The sequence below is a fragment of the Rhizobium anhuiense genome, assembly GCF_003985145.1.
GTDB lineage: Bacteria > Pseudomonadota > Alphaproteobacteria > Rhizobiales > Rhizobiaceae > Rhizobium > Rhizobium anhuiense.
Window position 1 is genome coordinate 42043 of the sequence record NZ_ML133538.1, and the last position, 16794, is coordinate 58836.

The 16794-nt window shown below is 62.2% G+C and carries 13 protein-coding genes; 12 read left to right on the plus strand and 1 reads right to left on the minus strand.

Features of this window, described 5'->3' with window-relative positions; translation table 11 throughout:
• Positions 1 to 10: 10 nt before the first annotated feature.
• From EEQ99_RS29905 to EEQ99_RS29960, 12 genes are all read left to right on the plus strand, one after another.
• Positions 11 to 1579 (plus strand): ABC transporter ATP-binding protein, encoded by a 1569-nt coding sequence (locus EEQ99_RS29905; protein ID WP_097630826.1) that lies wholly within the window; start codon positions 11 to 13, stop codon positions 1577 to 1579.
• Positions 1569 to 2654 carry an ABC transporter permease gene (locus EEQ99_RS29910; RefSeq protein ID WP_127431584.1) on the plus strand — a complete coding sequence of 362 codons (1086 nt, stop codon included), beginning with the start codon at positions 1569 to 1571 and terminating at the stop codon, positions 2652 to 2654. The genes EEQ99_RS29905 and EEQ99_RS29910 overlap by 11 nt, the downstream gene beginning before the upstream one ends.
• The gene (locus EEQ99_RS29915) at positions 2651 to 3571 is read left to right on the plus strand and encodes an ABC transporter permease (protein ID WP_063475568.1); all 921 of its coding nucleotides are present in this window, start codon (positions 2651 to 2653) and stop codon (positions 3569 to 3571) included. Before EEQ99_RS29910 ends, EEQ99_RS29915 begins: the two co-directional genes overlap by 4 nt.
• Positions 3572 to 3624: 53 nt before the next feature.
• Entirely contained in the window at positions 3625 to 4701 is a 1077-nt protein-coding gene (locus EEQ99_RS29920) for a BMP family ABC transporter substrate-binding protein (protein WP_127431585.1), read from the plus strand.
• A 144-nt stretch (positions 4702 to 4845) separates the two neighbouring features.
• Positions 4846 to 5808, plus strand: a complete 963-nt coding sequence (gene ytfQ / locus EEQ99_RS29925) for a galactofuranose ABC transporter, galactofuranose-binding protein YtfQ (protein WP_063475569.1) — start codon at positions 4846 to 4848, stop codon at positions 5806 to 5808.
• 118 nt (positions 5809 to 5926) lie between these two features.
• Positions 5927 to 7450: a galactofuranose ABC transporter, ATP-binding protein YtfR gene (gene ytfR / locus EEQ99_RS29930; protein WP_097544443.1), complete on the plus strand. Its 1524-nt coding sequence runs from the start codon at positions 5927 to 5929 to the stop codon at positions 7448 to 7450.
• A complete protein-coding gene (locus EEQ99_RS29935) occupies positions 7447 to 8460 on the plus strand; it encodes an ABC transporter permease (protein ID WP_097544444.1) in 1014 nt (337 codons plus the stop codon). Before ytfR ends, EEQ99_RS29935 begins: the two co-directional genes overlap by 4 nt.
• Entirely contained in the window at positions 8457 to 9425 is a 969-nt protein-coding gene (yjfF, locus tag EEQ99_RS29940) for a galactofuranose ABC transporter, permease protein YjfF (protein ID WP_047615110.1), read from the plus strand. The genes EEQ99_RS29935 and yjfF overlap by 4 nt, the downstream gene beginning before the upstream one ends.
• 16 nt (positions 9426 to 9441) lie before the next feature.
• Entirely contained in the window at positions 9442 to 10227 is a 786-nt protein-coding gene (locus EEQ99_RS29945) for a FadR/GntR family transcriptional regulator (RefSeq protein WP_047615420.1), read from the plus strand.
• 164 nt (positions 10228 to 10391) lie between these two features.
• Positions 10392 to 11753, plus strand: a complete 1362-nt coding sequence (gene glmU, locus EEQ99_RS29950) for a bifunctional UDP-N-acetylglucosamine diphosphorylase/glucosamine-1-phosphate N-acetyltransferase GlmU (protein WP_097623152.1) — start codon at positions 10392 to 10394, stop codon at positions 11751 to 11753.
• 163 nt (positions 11754 to 11916) lie between these two features.
• Entirely contained in the window at positions 11917 to 13743 is a 1827-nt protein-coding gene (gene glmS / locus EEQ99_RS29955; protein WP_047615111.1) for a glutamine--fructose-6-phosphate transaminase (isomerizing), read from the plus strand.
• 135 nt (positions 13744 to 13878) lie between these two features.
• Positions 13879 to 14586 carry a DUF502 domain-containing protein gene (locus tag EEQ99_RS29960; protein WP_047615113.1) on the plus strand — a complete coding sequence of 236 codons (708 nt, stop codon included), beginning with the start codon at positions 13879 to 13881 and terminating at the stop codon, positions 14584 to 14586.
• A 31-nt stretch (positions 14587 to 14617) separates the two neighbouring features.
• On the opposite strand, the gene recG is transcribed toward EEQ99_RS29960, so the two are convergent.
• Positions 14618 to 16723, minus strand: a complete 2106-nt coding sequence (gene recG, locus EEQ99_RS29965) for an ATP-dependent DNA helicase RecG (protein WP_097630822.1) — start codon at positions 16721 to 16723, stop codon at positions 14618 to 14620.
• Between the last annotated feature and the right edge of the window lie 71 nt (positions 16724 to 16794).

Here is a 16794-nt window from a genome sequence, read left to right on the forward strand (position 1 = left end):
TGAGGGGAACGTGTCGCCATTGAATGTGCCGGATTCCGGTGCGTTATTATCGGTCCAGAAGCTGACGAAGTTCTTCGGAAGCTTTGCCGCCTGCAATGAAATCGATCTCGATATCGCGCCGGGCGAAATTCACGCGCTTCTCGGCGAAAATGGTGCAGGCAAATCCACTCTGGTGAAGATGCTGTTCGGCGTTCTCGAGCCGACGGGCGGGCATATCCTGTGGCAGGGCCAGCCGGTTGCGATCACCTCGCCGGGCGAAGCCCGCAAGCTCGGCATCGGCATGGTCTTCCAGCATTTTTCGCTGTTCGAGGCGCTGACGGTTGCCGAAAACATCGCGCTGTCGCTCGATGACGGCATCCCGATCGACCGGATCGCCGAGGAGGCGAGGGCGCTGTCGGTCGCCTACGGCCTGCCGCTCGATCCGCATGCCCATGTCGCCGATCTCTCGGTCGGCGAGCGCCAGCGCATCGAGATCGTCCGCGCGCTGCTGCAGAACCCGAAGCTGATCATCCTCGACGAGCCGACCTCGGTGCTGACGCCGCAGGAGGCCGACAAGCTGTTCGAGACGCTGTTCAAGCTGCGTGCCGAAGGGCGTTCTGTTCTTTATATCAGCCATCGCCTGGAAGAGGTGCAGCGCATCTGCGATCGCGCCACTGTGCTGCGCCATGGCCGCGTGACCGGCGCCTGCGATCCCAGGCAGGAAACGCCGGCATCGCTCGCCCGCATGATGGTCGGCAGCGAAGTGGCGACGGTGACCCACCCGGAACGCAGCGACAAAGGCGAGGTACAGCTTGCCGTCGCCAATCTTTCCGTCTCTGCCCGCACCCCCTTCGCCATGCCGCTGCGCGATGTGTCTATGGCGGTGCGCTCGGGTGAAATTCTCGCCATTGCCGGTGTCGCCGGCAACGGCCAGAGCGAACTCTTCGATGCATTGTCCGGTGAATATCCGGTCGCCTCGGCAGAGGCGATCGTCATCCGCAAAAAGCACGTGGGCAATCAGGGCATTACCGCCCGCCGTCTTCTCGGCGCCGGCTTCGTACCGGAGGAGCGTCACGGCCATGCCGCCGTCTCCGCCATGAAACTCTCGGATAATCTCGTCCTCGCCCGCAGCCAGTCTGACCGCAAGGCGTTTCTGGGCCTGCTCGGCATCATCCGCCACGCTGCGGTGAAATCTGCCGCACGGCGCATTTCCGAGGCCATGGATGTCCGCAAGAGCGGCGATGATCCTGCCGCCGGCTCCTTATCAGGCGGCAATCTGCAGAAATTCATCGTCGGCCGCGAGCTCGACCGCCAGCCGGCGGTTCTCGTCGTCAACCAGCCGACCTGGGGCGTCGATGCCGGGGCGGCAAGCCGCATCCGCCAGGCCCTGGTCGATCTGGCACGGAGCGGTTCGGCCGTCGTCGTCATCAGCCAGGATCTCGACGAGATTTTCGAAGTGGCGACCGATATCGCCGTCATCTCCGAGGGCCGTCTTTCCCGCCCGTTCCCGGCGGGCGAACTGACGCGGGAAAAGATCGGCCTGCTGATGGGCGGCCTGCACGAGAGCAGCTCTGTACCCGAGGCGCCCCATGCGCATTGAACTTGAAAAACGCCCCGACGTCTCGAAGCTCTACGCTTTCGTCTCGCCGCTCCTGGCCCTTGTCCTGACGCTGGCCTTTGGCGCCATCATGTTCGCCATGCTCGGCAAGGACCCGGTCGAGGCCCTCGACGCCTTTTTCATCGAGCCGCTGCTCGAGGTCTGGTCGCTGCACGAATTGGCGATCAAGGCCGGTCCGCTGATCCTGATCGCCGTCGGCCTTGCCGTCTGCTACCGCTCGAACAATTGGAATATCGGCGCCGAAGGCCAGTTCACCATCGGCGCCATCACCGGTTCCTATCTGCCGATCGTCTTCTACGACTGGCATTCACCGCTGGTGCTGCCGCTGATGCTGATCCTTGGTGCATTTGGCGGTGCGCTTTTTGCCGCCATTCCGGCGCTGCTGAAGGCGCATTTCAACACCAATGAGATCCTGACATCGCTGATGCTGGTCTATATCGCCCAGCTCTTCCTCGACTGGCTGATCCGCGGCGCCTGGCGCGATCCGAAGGGCTTCAATTTTCCGGTCTCGCGTGATTTCGCACCGGAAGCGGTGCTGCCGGCGATCTGGGAAGAATCTGGCCGCGCCCATTGGGCCTTCATCTTCGCCATCATTGCGGCGATCGGCGTCTGGTTCATGCTGCGCTATACGCTGAAAGGTTTCGAGATCGTCGTGCTCGGCCAATCCGAGCGGGCAGGGCGCTTTGCCGGCTTCTCGTCGAAGAAGATGATCTGGTTCAGCTTTCTCTTTTCGGGCGCGCTGGCTGGCCTTGCCGGCATCAGCGAGGTCTCCGGCTCGATCGGCCATCTGCAGCCGGCAATCTCGCCGGGCTACGGCTTCACCGCCATCATCGTCGCCTTCCTCGGCCGCCTCAATCCGCTCGGCATCATCGCATCCGGCCTGGTGCTGGCGCTGACCTATCTCGGCGGCGAGGCAGCACAGCTTTCGCTCGGCGTTTCCGACAAGGTCACCCGCGTCTTCCAGGGGCTGCTGCTGTTCTTCGTGCTCTCCTGCGATACGCTGATCTATTACAAAATCCGCATTGTCTGGTCGCGGTTAAGGGGTGGGGCGGCATGAGCATCTTCGAAGCCATTCTGCTGACCGTCATCACCGCCTCGACGCCGCTCGTCATCGCGGCACTCGGCGAACTCGTGACCGAGCGCTCCGGCGTTCTCAATCTCGGTGTCGAGGGCATGATGATCATGGGCGCGGTTGCTGCTTTTGCCGGTGCGCAGAACTCGGGCTCGCCCTATATCGGCATTGTCTGCGGCATTGCGGCGGGTGCGCTGTTTTCTCTCCTGTTCGCCTTCCTGACGCTGACGCTGGTGGCAAATCAGGTGGCGACCGGGCTGGCGCTCACCCTACTCGGCCTCGGCGCATCCGGCATGCTCGGCGAAGCCTATGTCAGCGTGCCCGGCATCCGGCTTGGAGAGATCGTCATTCCCGTCCTGTCGGATATTCCGGTCGTCGGCCACGTTCTCTTCAGCCAGGATCTGATCTTCTACCTGTCGATCGCGCTTGTGGTTGGCGTCAGCTGGTTCCTGTTTCGCAGCCGGACCGGGTTGAAGCTCAGGGCGATCGGCGACAATCACGGTTCGGCCCATGCGCTCGGCATTCACGTCATCCGCACGCGCTACCTGGCGGTGATGTTCGGGGGCGCCTGCGCCGGTCTTGCCGGCGCGCAGCTTTCGCTGGTTTACACACCGCAATGGGCCGAGAACATGTCGGCCGGCCGCGGCTGGATCACTCTGGCGCTGGTGGTCTTCGCCTCTTGGCGGCCATGGCGGGTCTTTGCCGGCGGCTATCTCTTCGGCGCGGTCACCATCCTGCAGCTTCACGCGCAGGCCTTCGGTCTCGGCATTCCCTCGCAGTTCCTCTCGATGCTGCCCTATGCCGCGACTATTGTGGTTCTCATCATCATTTCCCATAATCGGCGTACGACGTTGATCAACACGCCCGCGTCGCTCGGAAAAGCCTTCGTACCGGAGCGATAAAGCAACAACACAAGACGGGTTTCCGGAATAACTTCAAACCAACAGGGGTCACCATGAAGAAGTTCGCATTCGCCCTTGCCGCCTCGGCTGCCGCCGTGATTGGCATCTCTTCCGCCGCTCAGGCCGCTGACAAGACGAAGATCTGCTTCGTCTATGTCGGTTCGCATACCGACGGCGGTTATTCGCAGGCCCACGATCTCGGCCGTCAGCAGGTCCAGGCCGAGTTCGGCGACAAGATCGAAACGCCTTACCTCGAAAACGTGCCGGAAGGCCCGGATGCCGAGCGCGCCATCGAGCGCCTTGCCCGTTCCGGCTGCAAGCTGATCTTCACGACGTCCTTCGGCTTCATGGATGCGACGGTCAAGGTCGCCGCCAAGTTCCCTGACGTCAAGTTCGAGCACGGCACCGGCTATAAGGCCGGCCCGAATCTGGCGACCTACAACTCGCGCTTCTACGAGGGCCGCTACATCCTCGGCCAGATCGCCGCGAAGACCTCGAAGAATCACGGGGCGGCCTACATCGCCTCCTTCCCGATTCCTGAAGTCGTGATGGGCATCAACTCCTTCGAGCAGGGCGCCAAGTCGATCGATCCGAGCTTCAAGCTGAAGGTCATCTGGGTCAATACCTGGTTCGACCCCGGCAAGGAAGCCGATGCCGCCAAGGCGATGATCGACCAGGGCGTCGACGTTTTGACCCAGCACACTGATACGACTGCGCCGATGCAGGTTGCCGAAGAGCGCGGCATTCACGCCTTCGGTCAGGCGTCGGACATGATCGCAGCCGGCCCGAAGGCACAGCTGACGGCGATCGTCGATACCTGGGGTACCTATTACTCCAAGCGCGTTCACGCGCTTCTGGACGGCACCTGGAAGTCCGAGCAGAGCTGGGATGGCCTGAAGGACGGCATCCTGAAGATGGCGCCGTACACGAACATGCCTGACGACGTGAAGAAGATGGCCGAGGAGACCGAAGCCAAAATCAAGTCCGGCGAACTGCATCCCTTCACCGGCCCGATCAACAAGCAGGACGGCACACCTTGGCTGAAGGCCGGCGAAAAGGCCGACGACGGTACGCTGCTCGGCATGAACTTCTACGTCGAAGGCGTCGACGACAAGCTGCCCGCGCAATAAGCCGCATTCAATTCGCAGTTGCGAAGGGCGCCCCCTGTGGGCGCTCTTTTTTTGCTGCAGCGCATCCCAAGATTCCGATTTACAAAAGTAATACTATATGATTTTTTGACCCTGCGCCGCGAGATGCGGCATTGGGAGGAAATCATGAAATTGAAGACTGCACTTTTGAGTGCCACGATTCTGGCTGCCTGCATGTTCGGTTCGGCTTCGGCCGCCGGCCTCACTGTCGGCTTCTCGCAGATCGGCTCGGAATCGGGCTGGCGTGCGGCTGAAACGACCGTGACCAAGGAGCAGGCCAAGAAGCGCGGCATCGATCTGAAATTTGCCGATGCGCAGCAGAAGCAGGAAAACCAGATCAAGGCTCTGCGTTCCTTCATTGCTCAGGGCGTCGATGCCATTCTCATTGCTCCGGTCGTCGAAACCGGCTGGGACGACGTTCTCAAGGAAGCCAAGGAAGCCAAGATTCCGGTCATCCTTCTCGACCGTACCATCAAGGCTCCCGACGATCTGTACCTGACGGCGGTCACCTCCGACCTGGTCCATGAAGGCAAGGTTGCAGGCGACTTCCTGGTCAAGACCGTCGGCGACAAGAAGTGCAACGTCGTCGAGCTGCAGGGCACCACCGGTTCTTCGCCGGCCATCGCCCGCAAGAAGGGCTTCGAAGAGGCTCTTGCCGGCCACGACAACCTGAAGATCGTTCGTAGCCAGACCGGTGACTTCACCCGCACCAAGGGCAAGGAAGTCATGGAAAGCTTCCTGAAGGCCGAGAACGGCGGCAAGGATATCTGCGCTCTCTACGCCCATAACGACGATATGGCGGTCGGCGCCATCCAGGCGATCAAGGAAGCCGGCCTGAAGCCCGGCAAGGATATCCTCGTCGTCTCCATCGACGCCGTGCCTGACATTTTCAAGGCCATGTCGGAAGGTGAGGCCAATGCCACGGTCGAGCTGACGCCGAATATGGCAGGTCCGGCCTTCGATGCGCTCGATGCCTACCTGAAGGACAAGAAGGCTCCGGCGAAATGGATCCAGACCGAGTCCAAGCTCTACACGCCTGCCGACGACCCGATGAAGGTCTATGAAGAGAAGAAGGGTCAGGGCTACTGATTGAACCTGGAACCGCACCGGCCCATCATGGACCGGTGCGGAACTGCCGGTGCCGGCCGGGCATCATGCCCGGTTTTGGCACAGGCGTAAGGCGCAATATCAGGAAACAGCAGCCCTCATGGTTCACAATTTCGAGAATATTCTCGCAGCCTCCGGCATATCGAAATTCTTCCCCGGCGCCGTCGCCCTGGATAAGGTGGATTTCACGCTGCGCCGTGGCGAGGTTCATGCATTGCTCGGCGAAAACGGCGCCGGCAAATCGACGCTGATCAAGTGCATCACCGGCGCCTACCATCGTGACGAAGGCAGCCTGATGCTGGACGGCCAGGAAATCAATCCGGCCAATACGCTCGCCGCCCAGAAGCTCGGCATCGGCACGGTCTACCAGGAGGTCAATCTCCTTTCCAATCTGAGCGTCGCCGAAAATCTCTTTCTCGGACGCCAGCCGAGGCGTTTCGGCATGACCGACGTCAGGGCGATGAACCGCAAGGCGCGCGATCTGCTTGCCGGCTATGGCATCGATATCGACGTCACCGCCGAACTCAGCCGTTTCTCCGTCGCCGTCCAGCAAGTGGTTGCCATCGCCCGTGCCGTTGATCTCTCAGGCAAGGTACTGATCCTCGATGAGCCGACGGCAAGCCTCGACAATCAGGAGGTGGCGCTGCTCTTCCGCATCATCGAGGACCTGAAGCAGCGTGGGCTGGGCATCGTCTTTATCACCCATTTTCTCGAGCAGGTCTATGCGATCAGCGACCGGATCACCGTGCTGCGCAACGGCAAGCTCGTCGGCACCCGTGACGCTGCCGATCTGCCGCGCCAGGGCCTGATCGCCATGATGCTCGGCCGCGAACTGGCGCATGTCGAGGAGGCGGTGAAGGAACGCAGCCACGCGGCAGGCGAAGTCCGATACCGTTTTTCAGGCTACGGCAAACGCGGCAAAGTCAAACCCTTCGACCTTGAGGTGCGGGCCGGAGAGGTGGTCGGCATTGCCGGACTGCTCGGCTCCGGCCGGACCGAAACCGCCGAACTCCTGTTCGGCATCGAACACGCCGACAGCGGCAGCGCCACGATCGACGGCCAGCCTGTGACGCTTTCGAGCCCGCGCGCCGCAATCGAAAAGGACTTTGGCTTCTGCCCCGAGGACCGCAAGACCGATGGCATCATCGGCGACCTGTCGATCAGGGAAAACATCGCGCTTGCGCTGCAGGCCCGCCGCGGCTGGACCCGGCCGCTCTCGCGCGCCGAACAGAACGCGCTCGCCGACCGCTACATCAAGGCGCTCGATATCCGCACCACCGATCGCGAAAAGCCGATTCGCCTGCTTTCCGGCGGCAATCAGCAGAAGGCGATCCTCGCCCGCTGGTTGGCGACCAATCCGAAGTTTCTGATCCTCGACGAGCCGACCCGCGGCATCGATGTCGGCGCCCATGCCGAGATCATCAAGCTGATCGAAGAGCTCTGTGCCGGCGGCATGTCGCTGATCGTGATTTCCTCGGAACTTGAAGAGCTTGTCGCCTATAGTTCACGTGTCATCGTCCTTCGCGACCGGCAGCATATCGCCGAATTGACAGGCGAACGTATCACGGCCGCCGGCATCGTCGAAGCCATTGCCGCCGCCGAACATAAGATGGAGGAGGCATGAGGTCCTCGCTGAAGGCGCTGGCCTATCGCCTGGCGCCGCAATTGATTGCGCTTGTTGTCATTCTTTTGTTGAATTTCATCACGTCGCCGCAGTTTTTTAATGTCGTGGTTCAAAATGACCGGCTGTATGGCAGCCTGATCGATGTGCTCAACCGCGGCGCGCCGGTGGCGCTGCTGGCGATCGGCATGACGCTGGTGATTGCCACCAAGGGCATCGACCTTTCCGTCGGTGCGGTCATCGCGATCTGCGGCGCTGTCGCCGCATCGTCGATTGTGTCTGGAAATTCAGTTGCTTATACCGTTATCCTAACGCTTTTTATTGGGCTTGCCTGCGGCGTCTGGAACGGTTTTCTGGTGGCTGTCCTCAACATCCAGCCGATCATTGCGACGCTGGTGCTGATGGTGGCCGGCCGCGGCATCGCCCAGCTCATCACCGAAGGCGCCATCCTGACCTTCAACGATGACGGGCTGACCTTCTTCGGCAGCGGTTCGCTGCTGCTTCTGCCGATGCCTGTCGTCACCTGGATTCTCGTCGGCCTGCTCGTCATTTTGCTTGTCCGCCGCACGGCGCTCGGCATGCTGATCGAGGCCGTCGGAATCAATCGCCGCGCCAGCACGCTCTCCGGCATTCAGACGCCGGTACTGCTGATGGCTGTCTATATGCTGAGCGGCCTCTGCGCCTCGATTGCAGGCGTCATCGTCGCCGCCGACATCAAGGGCGCCGATGCCAATAATGCCGGCCTCTGGCTGGAACTCGACGCCATCCTCGCCGTCGTCGTCGGCGGCAATTCTCTGCTCGGCGGCCGTTTCAGCATTCTCGGATCGCTGATCGGCGCGATGATCATCCAGGCGGTGAATACAGGCATCCTGTCTTCCGGCTTCCCGCCCGAATTCAACCTGATCATCAAGGCCGTCATCATTATCGTCATCCTCGTCATCCAGTCGCCGGCGGTGCAATCGCTCGCTATCTTTGCCAGCCGCCGGCAGGGCGGAAGGGAGCAGTCGAAATGAACTCCAAATACCTGCCGCTGCTTGCGACCATCGTCATCTTCGTGCTCGCCTATGCCGGCTGCACGCTGCAATATCCGAACATGCTGTCGACGCGCGTCATCGGCAATCTCCTGACCGACAATGCCTTTCTCGGCATCGCCGCCGTCGGCATGACCTTTGTCATCATCTCCGGCGGCATCGATCTGTCGATCGGTTCGGTCATCGCCTTCACCGGCGTCTTCCTTGCGGTGATCCTGCAGAACACCTCGATCCATCCGCTGCTCGCCTTCGCCCTCGTGCTCGTCATCACCACTGCCTTTGGCGGTATCATGGGCGCGATCATCCACTATCTCGACATGCCGGCCTTCATCGTTACGCTCGCCGGCATGTTCCTGGCGCGCGGCATGGCTTTCGTGCTGTCGATCGACAGCATCCCGATCGATAACGAATATTATTCGACGCTGACGAGCCTCTATTACCGTCTGCCCGGCGGCGGCCGGCTGACGCTGATCGGCGGCATCATGCTTCTGGTCTTTGCCGTCGGCATCTTCATCGCCCAGCGCACCCGCTTCGGCACCAATGTCTATGCCCTCGGCGGCGGTCCGCAGACGGCGCGGCTGATGGGCGTGCCGGTCGGCCGTACGACGATCCAGATCTACGCGCTGTCGGGTTTTCTTGCGGGTCTATCCGGAATCGTTTTTTCGCTATACACCTCTGCTGGATATTCCCTTGCAGCAGTCGGCGTCGAGCTCGATGCGATCGCGGCAGTCGTCATTGGAGGGACGCTGCTGACCGGGGGAGCGGGATTCGTGGCGGGAACCTTGATCGGTATCCTGATCCAGGGGCTCATTCAGACCTACATCACCTTCGACGGCACGCTGTCGAGCTGGTGGACCAAGATCCTGATCGGCCTCCTGCTGTTTGCATTCATTCTGATGCAGAAGGCTATCCTGTTCCTTTCCAGTCTGAACAAGAGGTATGCCTGAGGGGGAGACGGATCGCTTGCGCAACAAATTGGACGAGACACGGAAGACCGGACGCAGAACCCGGACGAGCCATGCGCAGGTGGTCGATGAGCTCGGCAAGGCGATCGTTGCCGGCACCTATCCTGTCGGCTCGATCCTGCCGGGCGATACGGAACTGGCGCAACGCTTCAAAGTGTCCCGCACCGTGTTGCGCGAGACGATGAAGACGCTCGCCGCCAAGGGCATGGTCGTCGCCAAGGCGCGGGTCGGCACACGTGTGACCGAAAAGAACCTCTGGAACATGTTCGACAGCGAGATCATCGCCTGGCACTTCGACAACGGCGTGACGGAAGAATTCCTGCTGCAGCTTTATGATATCCGCCTCGCTGTCGAACCCTTCGCCGCCAGTCTCGTCGCCGAACGGGCGAATGCCGAGGATATCGAGACGCTGCGGGGGCTGGCGCTCGATATGGCGGCAAGCGGCCATACGGCCGACAGCCTGGCGCTCGCCGACCTTCGTTTCCACCTGGCGATCGCCGAAGCCTCGCACAATCCCTTCATGCGCACCTTGGGCAGCCTCATCGAAGCGGCCCTCGTCGGCATGTTCCGGATGAGCACACCGCCAACCGAAAACGGCTTCGCCAATATCGCCGACACCCATATGCGCATCGTCGATGCCATCGTTTCCGGCGATAGCGCTGCCGCGCGCCGCGCAATGGAGGACGTCATCCTGGACGGCCGCCATCATGTGCACGAGGCCTTCGCGGCTCGCGGTTCGGAGGCTGTGACAGGGCCGATTTCGGCGGCAATTTCACCTTTGTGAAGGTTCTGCCTATCGACAGCGCCAGGCGTTTCTTCAGGCGCGCAAGGCACGCTGCGGCACTCTGAACTGCTGTGCAATTTTATCCTCAAATCGATTCCGATTTCAGGAATTATGCAGTAAGAGGCAACAAAGCCGCCTCATGGCGCGGATTCGCGGAGCACATCATGGAACGCACTTGTCTTGCCGTCATCCTTGCCGCCGGTGACAGCACGCGGATGAAATCCTCGAAATCGAAGGTGCTGCATCCCGTCGCCGGACGGCCGATGATCGCCCATGTGGTCGATGCGGTCGCCTCCGCCGGCATCTCATCCGTGGCGCTTGTCGTCGGCCGCGATGCCGAGGAGGTGGCAAAGGCTGGAAGCGTTGCCGGCGTCGGCATCCAATCCTATCTGCAGAAGGAACGCCTCGGCACGGGCCACGCGGTGCTGGCGGCGCGCGAAGCGATCGCCAAGGGTTATGACGATATCCTCGTCACCTATGGCGACGTGCCGCTCCAGACCGACGGGCCGCTAAAGGCCGCCCGCCAGGGCCTGGCCGACGGCAGCGACGTCGTCGTCATCGGCTTCCACACCGACCGCCCGACCGGCTATGGCCGCCTGCTCGTCAAGGATGGCGAACTCATCGCCATCCGCGAGGAAAAGGATGCGACCGATGCCGAGCGCACCGTCACCTGGTGCAACAGCGGGCTGATGGCGATCAACGGCCGCAAGGCGCTCGACCTTCTCTCGCGCATCGGCAATGCCAATGCCAAGGGCGAATTCTACCTGACCGATCTCGTCGAGATCGCCAGATCACTCGGCGGACGCGTCACCGCGGTCGATGCCCCCGAGATCGAGATGACCGGCTGCAACACCCGTGCCGAACTCGCCGTTATCGAGCGCTTCTGGCAGGAGCGCCGCCGCCACGAGATGATGCTTTCAGGCGTCACCATGATCGCCCCGGAAACCGTCTTTCTCGCCTACGATACCGTCATCGGCCAGGATGCGCTGATCGAGCCGAATGTTGTCTTCGGTCCCGGCGCGGTGATCGACAGCGGCGCCGTCATTCATGCCTTCTCGCATATCGAAGGCGCCCATGTCAGCCAAGGCGCGACGGTCGGCCCCTTCGCCCGGCTGCGGCCGGGTGCCGACCTCGCCCGCGGCGCCAAGGTCGGCAATTTCTGCGAGGTCAAGAACGGCCGGCTCGGTGAGGGCGCCAAGGTCAATCATCTCACCTATATCGGCGATGCCGTCATCGGCGCCGGCAGCAATATCGGCGCCGGCACGATCACCTGCAACTATGACGGCGTCAACAAGAGCGAGACGGTGATCGGCGAAAACGCTTTCATCGGGTCCAACTCGTCGCTGGTCGCGCCGGTGACGATCGGCGACGGCGCCTATGTCGGCTCCGGCAGCGTCATCACCGTCGATGTGCCGGCCGATGCGCTGGCGCTAGGACGTGCCCGGCAGGAGATCAAACCCGGCCGCGCGACCCTGTTGCGCGAACGGGCGCTCGCCATCAAGGCGGCGAAGAAAGCGAAGGGCTGACCGGCCTTGCGTAACCGGCGGAAATTGAAAGTGACCGCCGAGGTGATTGAGAAATAAGCAGGAATCGCTAGGACTGGCCTCATTGTCGAAGCCTGAAGCAATTCCAGCAAAAGTGCGCTAGCGGTTTTGCGTCCGGAATTGCGCAGACGAATGAGGATACTATATGTGCGGCATTGTGGGGATCGTCGGAAATCAGCCTGTTGCCGGGCGCCTGGTCGATGCGCTGAAGCGTCTCGAATATCGCGGCTATGATTCCGCCGGCGTCGCCACCATTCATGACGGCGTGATGGATCGCCGCCGCGCCGAGGGTAAGCTGTTCAATCTGGAAAAGCGCCTCGACACCGAACCACTGCCCGGCACCGTCGGAATCGCCCATACACGCTGGGCGACCCACGGCGTTCCCAATGAGACCAATGCCCATCCGCATTTCGTCGAGGGAGTGGCCGTTGTCCATAACGGCATCATCGAGAATTTTTCCGAGCTTCGCGACGAGTTGACGGAAGAGGGTTCGGTCTTCGAAACCCAGACCGACACGGAGGTTGTCGCTCATCTGATGGCGAAATATCTGCGCGAAGGCCTGGAGCCGCGCGCCGCCATGCTGAAGATGCTGAACCGGGTGACCGGCGCCTATGCGCTGGCCGTCATGCTGAAGGCCGATCCCGGCACGATCATGGCCGCCCGTTCCGGCCCGCCGCTTGCCGTCGGCTACGGCCGCGGCGAGATGTTCCTCGGCTCGGATGCGATCGCGCTGTCGCCCTTCACCAACGAGATCAGCTATCTCGTCGACGGCGATTGCGCCGTCCTCACCCGCGACGGCGTGTCGGTGCTCGATTTCGCCGGCAAGCCGGTCAAGCGCGCCCGCCAGATCTCGCAGGCGACCGCCTATGTCGTCGACAAGGGCAACCATCGCCATTTCATGGAAAAGGAAATCTACGAGCAGCCGGAGGTGATTTCCCACGCGCTCAGCCACTATGTCGATTTCGCCGCAAACACCATCGGCGCCAATGCCGCGGCGATCGACTTCAAGGCGACGACCGGCCTGGCGATCTCGGCTTGCGGCACTGCCTATCTCGCCGGTCTCGTCGGCAAATACTGGTTCGAGCGTTATGCCCGCCTGCCTGTTGAAATCGACGTCGCCTCCGAATTCCGCTACCGCGAAATGCCGCTGTCGCCGTCGCAGGCGGCACTCTTCATCTCGCAATCAGGCGAGACCGCCGACACACTGGCATCGCTGCGCTATTGCCGGGACAACGGGCTGAAGATCGGCGCCGTCGTCAATGTCCGCGAATCGACGATCGCGCGCGAATCCGACGCCGTCTTCCCGATCATGGCCGGCCCCGAAATCGGTGTCGCCTCCACCAAGGCCTTCACTTGCCAGCTTGCCGTGCTGGCGTCGCTGGCGATCGGCGCCGGCAAGGCGCGCGGCACGGTGACTGCGGAGGAGGAGAGGGCGCTGGTGCGCCATCTCGCCGAAATGCCGCGCATCATGAGCCGGGTGCTGAACCTGATCCAGCCGCAGATGGAAAGCCTGTCGCGCGAGCTGTCGAAGTGCAAGGACGTACTTTATCTCGGCCGCGGGACCAGCTTCCCGCTCGCCATGGAAGGCGCGCTGAAGCTCAAGGAAATCTCCTATATCCATGCCGAAGGTTATGCCGCCGGTGAGTTGAAGCATGGACCGATCGCGTTGATCGATGAGAACATGCCTGTCATCGTCATCGCCCCCTATGACCGTTTCTTCGAAAAGACCGTCTCGAACATGCAGGAGGTCGCAGCCCGCGGCGGCCGCATTATCTTCATCACGGACGAGGCCGGTGCTAGCGCCTCGAAACTGCCGACCATGGCAACGATCACCCTGCCTGTGGTCGATGAAATCATCGCGCCGATGATCTTCTCGTTGCCGATCCAGCTGCTCGCCTATCACACCGCCGTCTTCATGGGCACCGATGTCGACCAGCCGCGCAACCTGGCGAAATCCGTGACCGTGGAATAAGCCTGCAACGCCGGGATCGTCGCGCCGAAACATATTGTGCGACGTCCCGAATTCTGGCAATTTTGGTGTGCGGACAAGGGGGAAGGGCCGGCGTTCCGGCCTGTCCACGACTGAGATGGAGTTCATCAGGAAACGATGACCGACAACACCCCCAGAATGCCGGTCGCGACCCGGCTGAGGAATAATTTTCTCGCAGGGCTGATCATCTGCGCCCCGATCGCGATCACTATCTGGCTGACCTGGACATTCATCCACTGGTCGGACAGCTGGGTCAGGCCCTATATTCCTGCGCGCTGGAATCCGGAAAGTTATCTCAATTTCGCCATTCCCGGTTTCGGCCTGCTGATCGCCGTCGTGCTGATCACCGTCGTCGGCTTTCTCGGCAAGAACCTGATTGGCCAGAGTATCGTCCGCTTCGGCGAATCGATCGTCCAGCGCATGCCGCTGGTGCGCACAATCTACAGAAGCGTGAAGCAGATTTTCGAAACCGTGCTGAAGGAGCAGGCGAACTCTTTCAAGAAGGTCGGCCTCATCGAATATCCGGGTCCAGGCCTCTGGGCGCTGATCTTCATCGCCACAGACGCCAAGGGCGAAATCGCTTCGAAGTTCGATGCCATGGGCCAGGATATGGTCGCCGTCTTCCTGCCGCCGACGCCGGTGCCGACGGCGGGCTTCCTCATCTTCGTGCCGCGCGAGAAGATCGTCATGCTCGATATGTCGCCGGAAGACGCCGCCAAGTTCCTGATTTCAGGCGGGCTTGTGGCGCCCGAACACAAGCCGGCCGATCCGAAGCAGAAGCATTTGCCGCGGCCAAAGCCGGTGGCGGTTTCCAAGGCGGATTGATGCCTGTCGCCCAACGCTGCGGCGTCGCGTTTCAACCCGCTCTCAAAAACCGGATCGCCTCGTCACGGCGGAAAAGATAGAGCAGGGTGCGGATCGCCTGTCCTCTTTCACCGGTCAGCTCCGGATCGCGCTCGATCAGATAGGCGGCATCCTTGCGGGCGATCTCCAGCAGGTCGGCATGCGCCTCGAGGCTGGCGATGCGGAAACCCGGCGTGCCGGATTGTCTTGTGCCGAGCAATTCGCCTTCGCCGCGCAGCTTCAGGTCCTCCTCGGCGATGCGGAAACCGTCTTCCGTCTCGCGCATGATCGAGAGCCTGGCATGACCGGTCTCGCCGAGCGGCCCCTTATAGAGCAGAATGCAGGTCGAGGCCTCGTCGCCGCGCCCGACCCGGCCGCGCAGCTGGTGCAATTGCGCCAAGCCGAAGCGTTCGGCATGTTCGATCACCATGATCGTTGCATCCGGCACGTCGACCCCGACCTCAACGACTGTCGTGGCGACGAGCAGCCGGGTCTCGCCGTTCTTGAACGCCAACATCGCCGCATCCTTCTCCGGTCCGCTCATCCGGCCATGGATGAGGCCGATATCGGGGCCGAGCGCGGCGGTGAGCGTCGCATGCCGCTCCTCGGCCGACATCAGGTCGAGCTCTTCGGACTCCTCGACCAGCGGGCAGATCCAATAGGCCTTCTTGCCTTCGGCGATCGCGCTTTGCAGCCGCCCGACGATTTCGCCGGTTCGTTCCATCGGCACGGTGATCGTCTGGATCGGCTTGCGGCCGGCCGGTTTCTCGGTGAGCTTGGAGACGTCCATATCGCCGAAGGCGGCAAGCACCAGGGTGCGCGGGATCGGCGTCGCCGTCATGACAAGCATATGCGGTGAGATGCCCTTGGCCGTCAGCCGCAGCCGCTGATGCACGCCGAAACGGTGTTGTTCGTCGACGACGGCAAGCATCAGATTGGCGTAGGTGACGCTGTCCTGGAACAGCGCATGTGTGCCGATGACGATCTGTGCAGCACCCGAGGCGATGCGCTCCTGGATCTCCTCCCGTTCGCGTCCCTTGGTGCGCCCGGTCAGCACCTCGATGCCAAGCCCGGCGGCGGCGGCGAATTTCGAGATCGTCGCGTGGTGCTGCCGCGCCAGGATTTCGGTCGGCGCCATCAGCACGGCCTGGCCGCCGCTCTCGATCACCGCCGCCATCGCCATCAGCGCCACCAGCGTCTTGCCGGAGCCGACATCGCCCTGCAGCAGTCGCAGCATGCGCTCGTTGCCGGCCATGTCCTTCAAAACTTCGGCGATCGCCTCGTTCTGGCTTGTCGTGAGCGAGAAGGGCAAGGTTTTCAGGATCTTGCCGCTAACGGCACCTGTGGCATGCACCGGCTGGCCCGCCACCTTGCGCAGCCTCTGCCGCACCAGGCTCAGCGACAGCTGGCCGGCGAGGAACTCGTCATAGGCAAGCCGCCGCCGGGCAGGGGCCTGCGGGTCGATATCGGTGGGGTCGCGCGGCTCGTGCAGCATGTGGAAGCTGTCGCGGATCGACGGCAGGCCCTGCTTCTGTGTCAGCGAGAGATCGATCCATTCCGGCAGCTCGGGAAAGCGCGGCAGGCCGGCGTCGATGATCTTGCGCAGCGTCTTCGGCGAGAGCCCCGCCGTCAGGGGATAGATCGGCTCGACCAGCGGCAGGCTCTCCGCCTCGTCGGCCCTGACGATATAATCGGGATGCACCATCGAGGCGCGGCCGTTGAACCAGTCGATCTTGCCGCTGACCGTCACCTCGGCATCGATCGGCAGCTGCTTTTCCAGCCATGCCGCCTGTCCGCGGAAGAAGACCAGCGTCAGCTCGCCGGTTTCGTCATGCAGGAAGACGCGGTAAGGGATATTGCTTTTGCCGCGCGGCGGTACCTGGTGCCGGTCGACGCGCGCCGTGATCGTCACGATCGCCCCCTGCGGCGCGCGCGCGATTCCCGGCTGGTTGCGCCGGTCGATCAGCGAAAAGGGTGCGTGGAAGAGGAGGTCGATGACCCGGCAATCCTCCAGAGTCTCGCGCCCGAGCAGCTTCACCAGCAGCTCGGCGATCTTCGGACCGACGCCCGGAAGGCCCGAAATGGGGGAAAACAGAGGATCGAGAATGGCGGGGCGCATGCGGCCAAAATGCGATGAACAATGCGGCCTTGGCAAGGCTGACAAGCCGCTTTCCAGGGTCTATAGAGGCG

Coding starts and splice junctions, on each gene's coding strand:
- EEQ99_RS29915 (WP_063475568.1), top strand. CDS start 2,651: ATGAGCATCTTCGAAGCCATTCTGCTGACCGTCATCACCGCCTCGACG.
- glmU (WP_097623152.1), top strand. CDS start 10,392: ATGGAACGCACTTGTCTTGCCGTCATCCTTGCCGCCGGTGACAGCACG.
- EEQ99_RS29935 (WP_097544444.1), top strand. CDS start 7,447: ATGAGGTCCTCGCTGAAGGCGCTGGCCTATCGCCTGGCGCCGCAATTG.
- EEQ99_RS29960 (WP_047615113.1), top strand. CDS start 13,879: ATGACCGACAACACCCCCAGAATGCCGGTCGCGACCCGGCTGAGGAAT.
- ytfQ (WP_063475569.1), top strand. CDS start 4,846: ATGAAATTGAAGACTGCACTTTTGAGTGCCACGATTCTGGCTGCCTGC.
- EEQ99_RS29910 (WP_127431584.1), top strand. CDS start 1,569: ATGCGCATTGAACTTGAAAAACGCCCCGACGTCTCGAAGCTCTACGCT.
- yjfF (WP_047615110.1), top strand. CDS start 8,457: ATGAACTCCAAATACCTGCCGCTGCTTGCGACCATCGTCATCTTCGTG.
- ytfR (WP_097544443.1), top strand. CDS start 5,927: ATGGTTCACAATTTCGAGAATATTCTCGCAGCCTCCGGCATATCGAAA.
- recG (WP_097630822.1), bottom strand. CDS start 16,723: ATGCGCCCCGCCATTCTCGATCCTCTGTTTTCCCCCATTTCGGGCCTT.
- glmS (WP_047615111.1), top strand. CDS start 11,917: ATGTGCGGCATTGTGGGGATCGTCGGAAATCAGCCTGTTGCCGGGCGC.
- EEQ99_RS29920 (WP_127431585.1), top strand. CDS start 3,625: ATGAAGAAGTTCGCATTCGCCCTTGCCGCCTCGGCTGCCGCCGTGATT.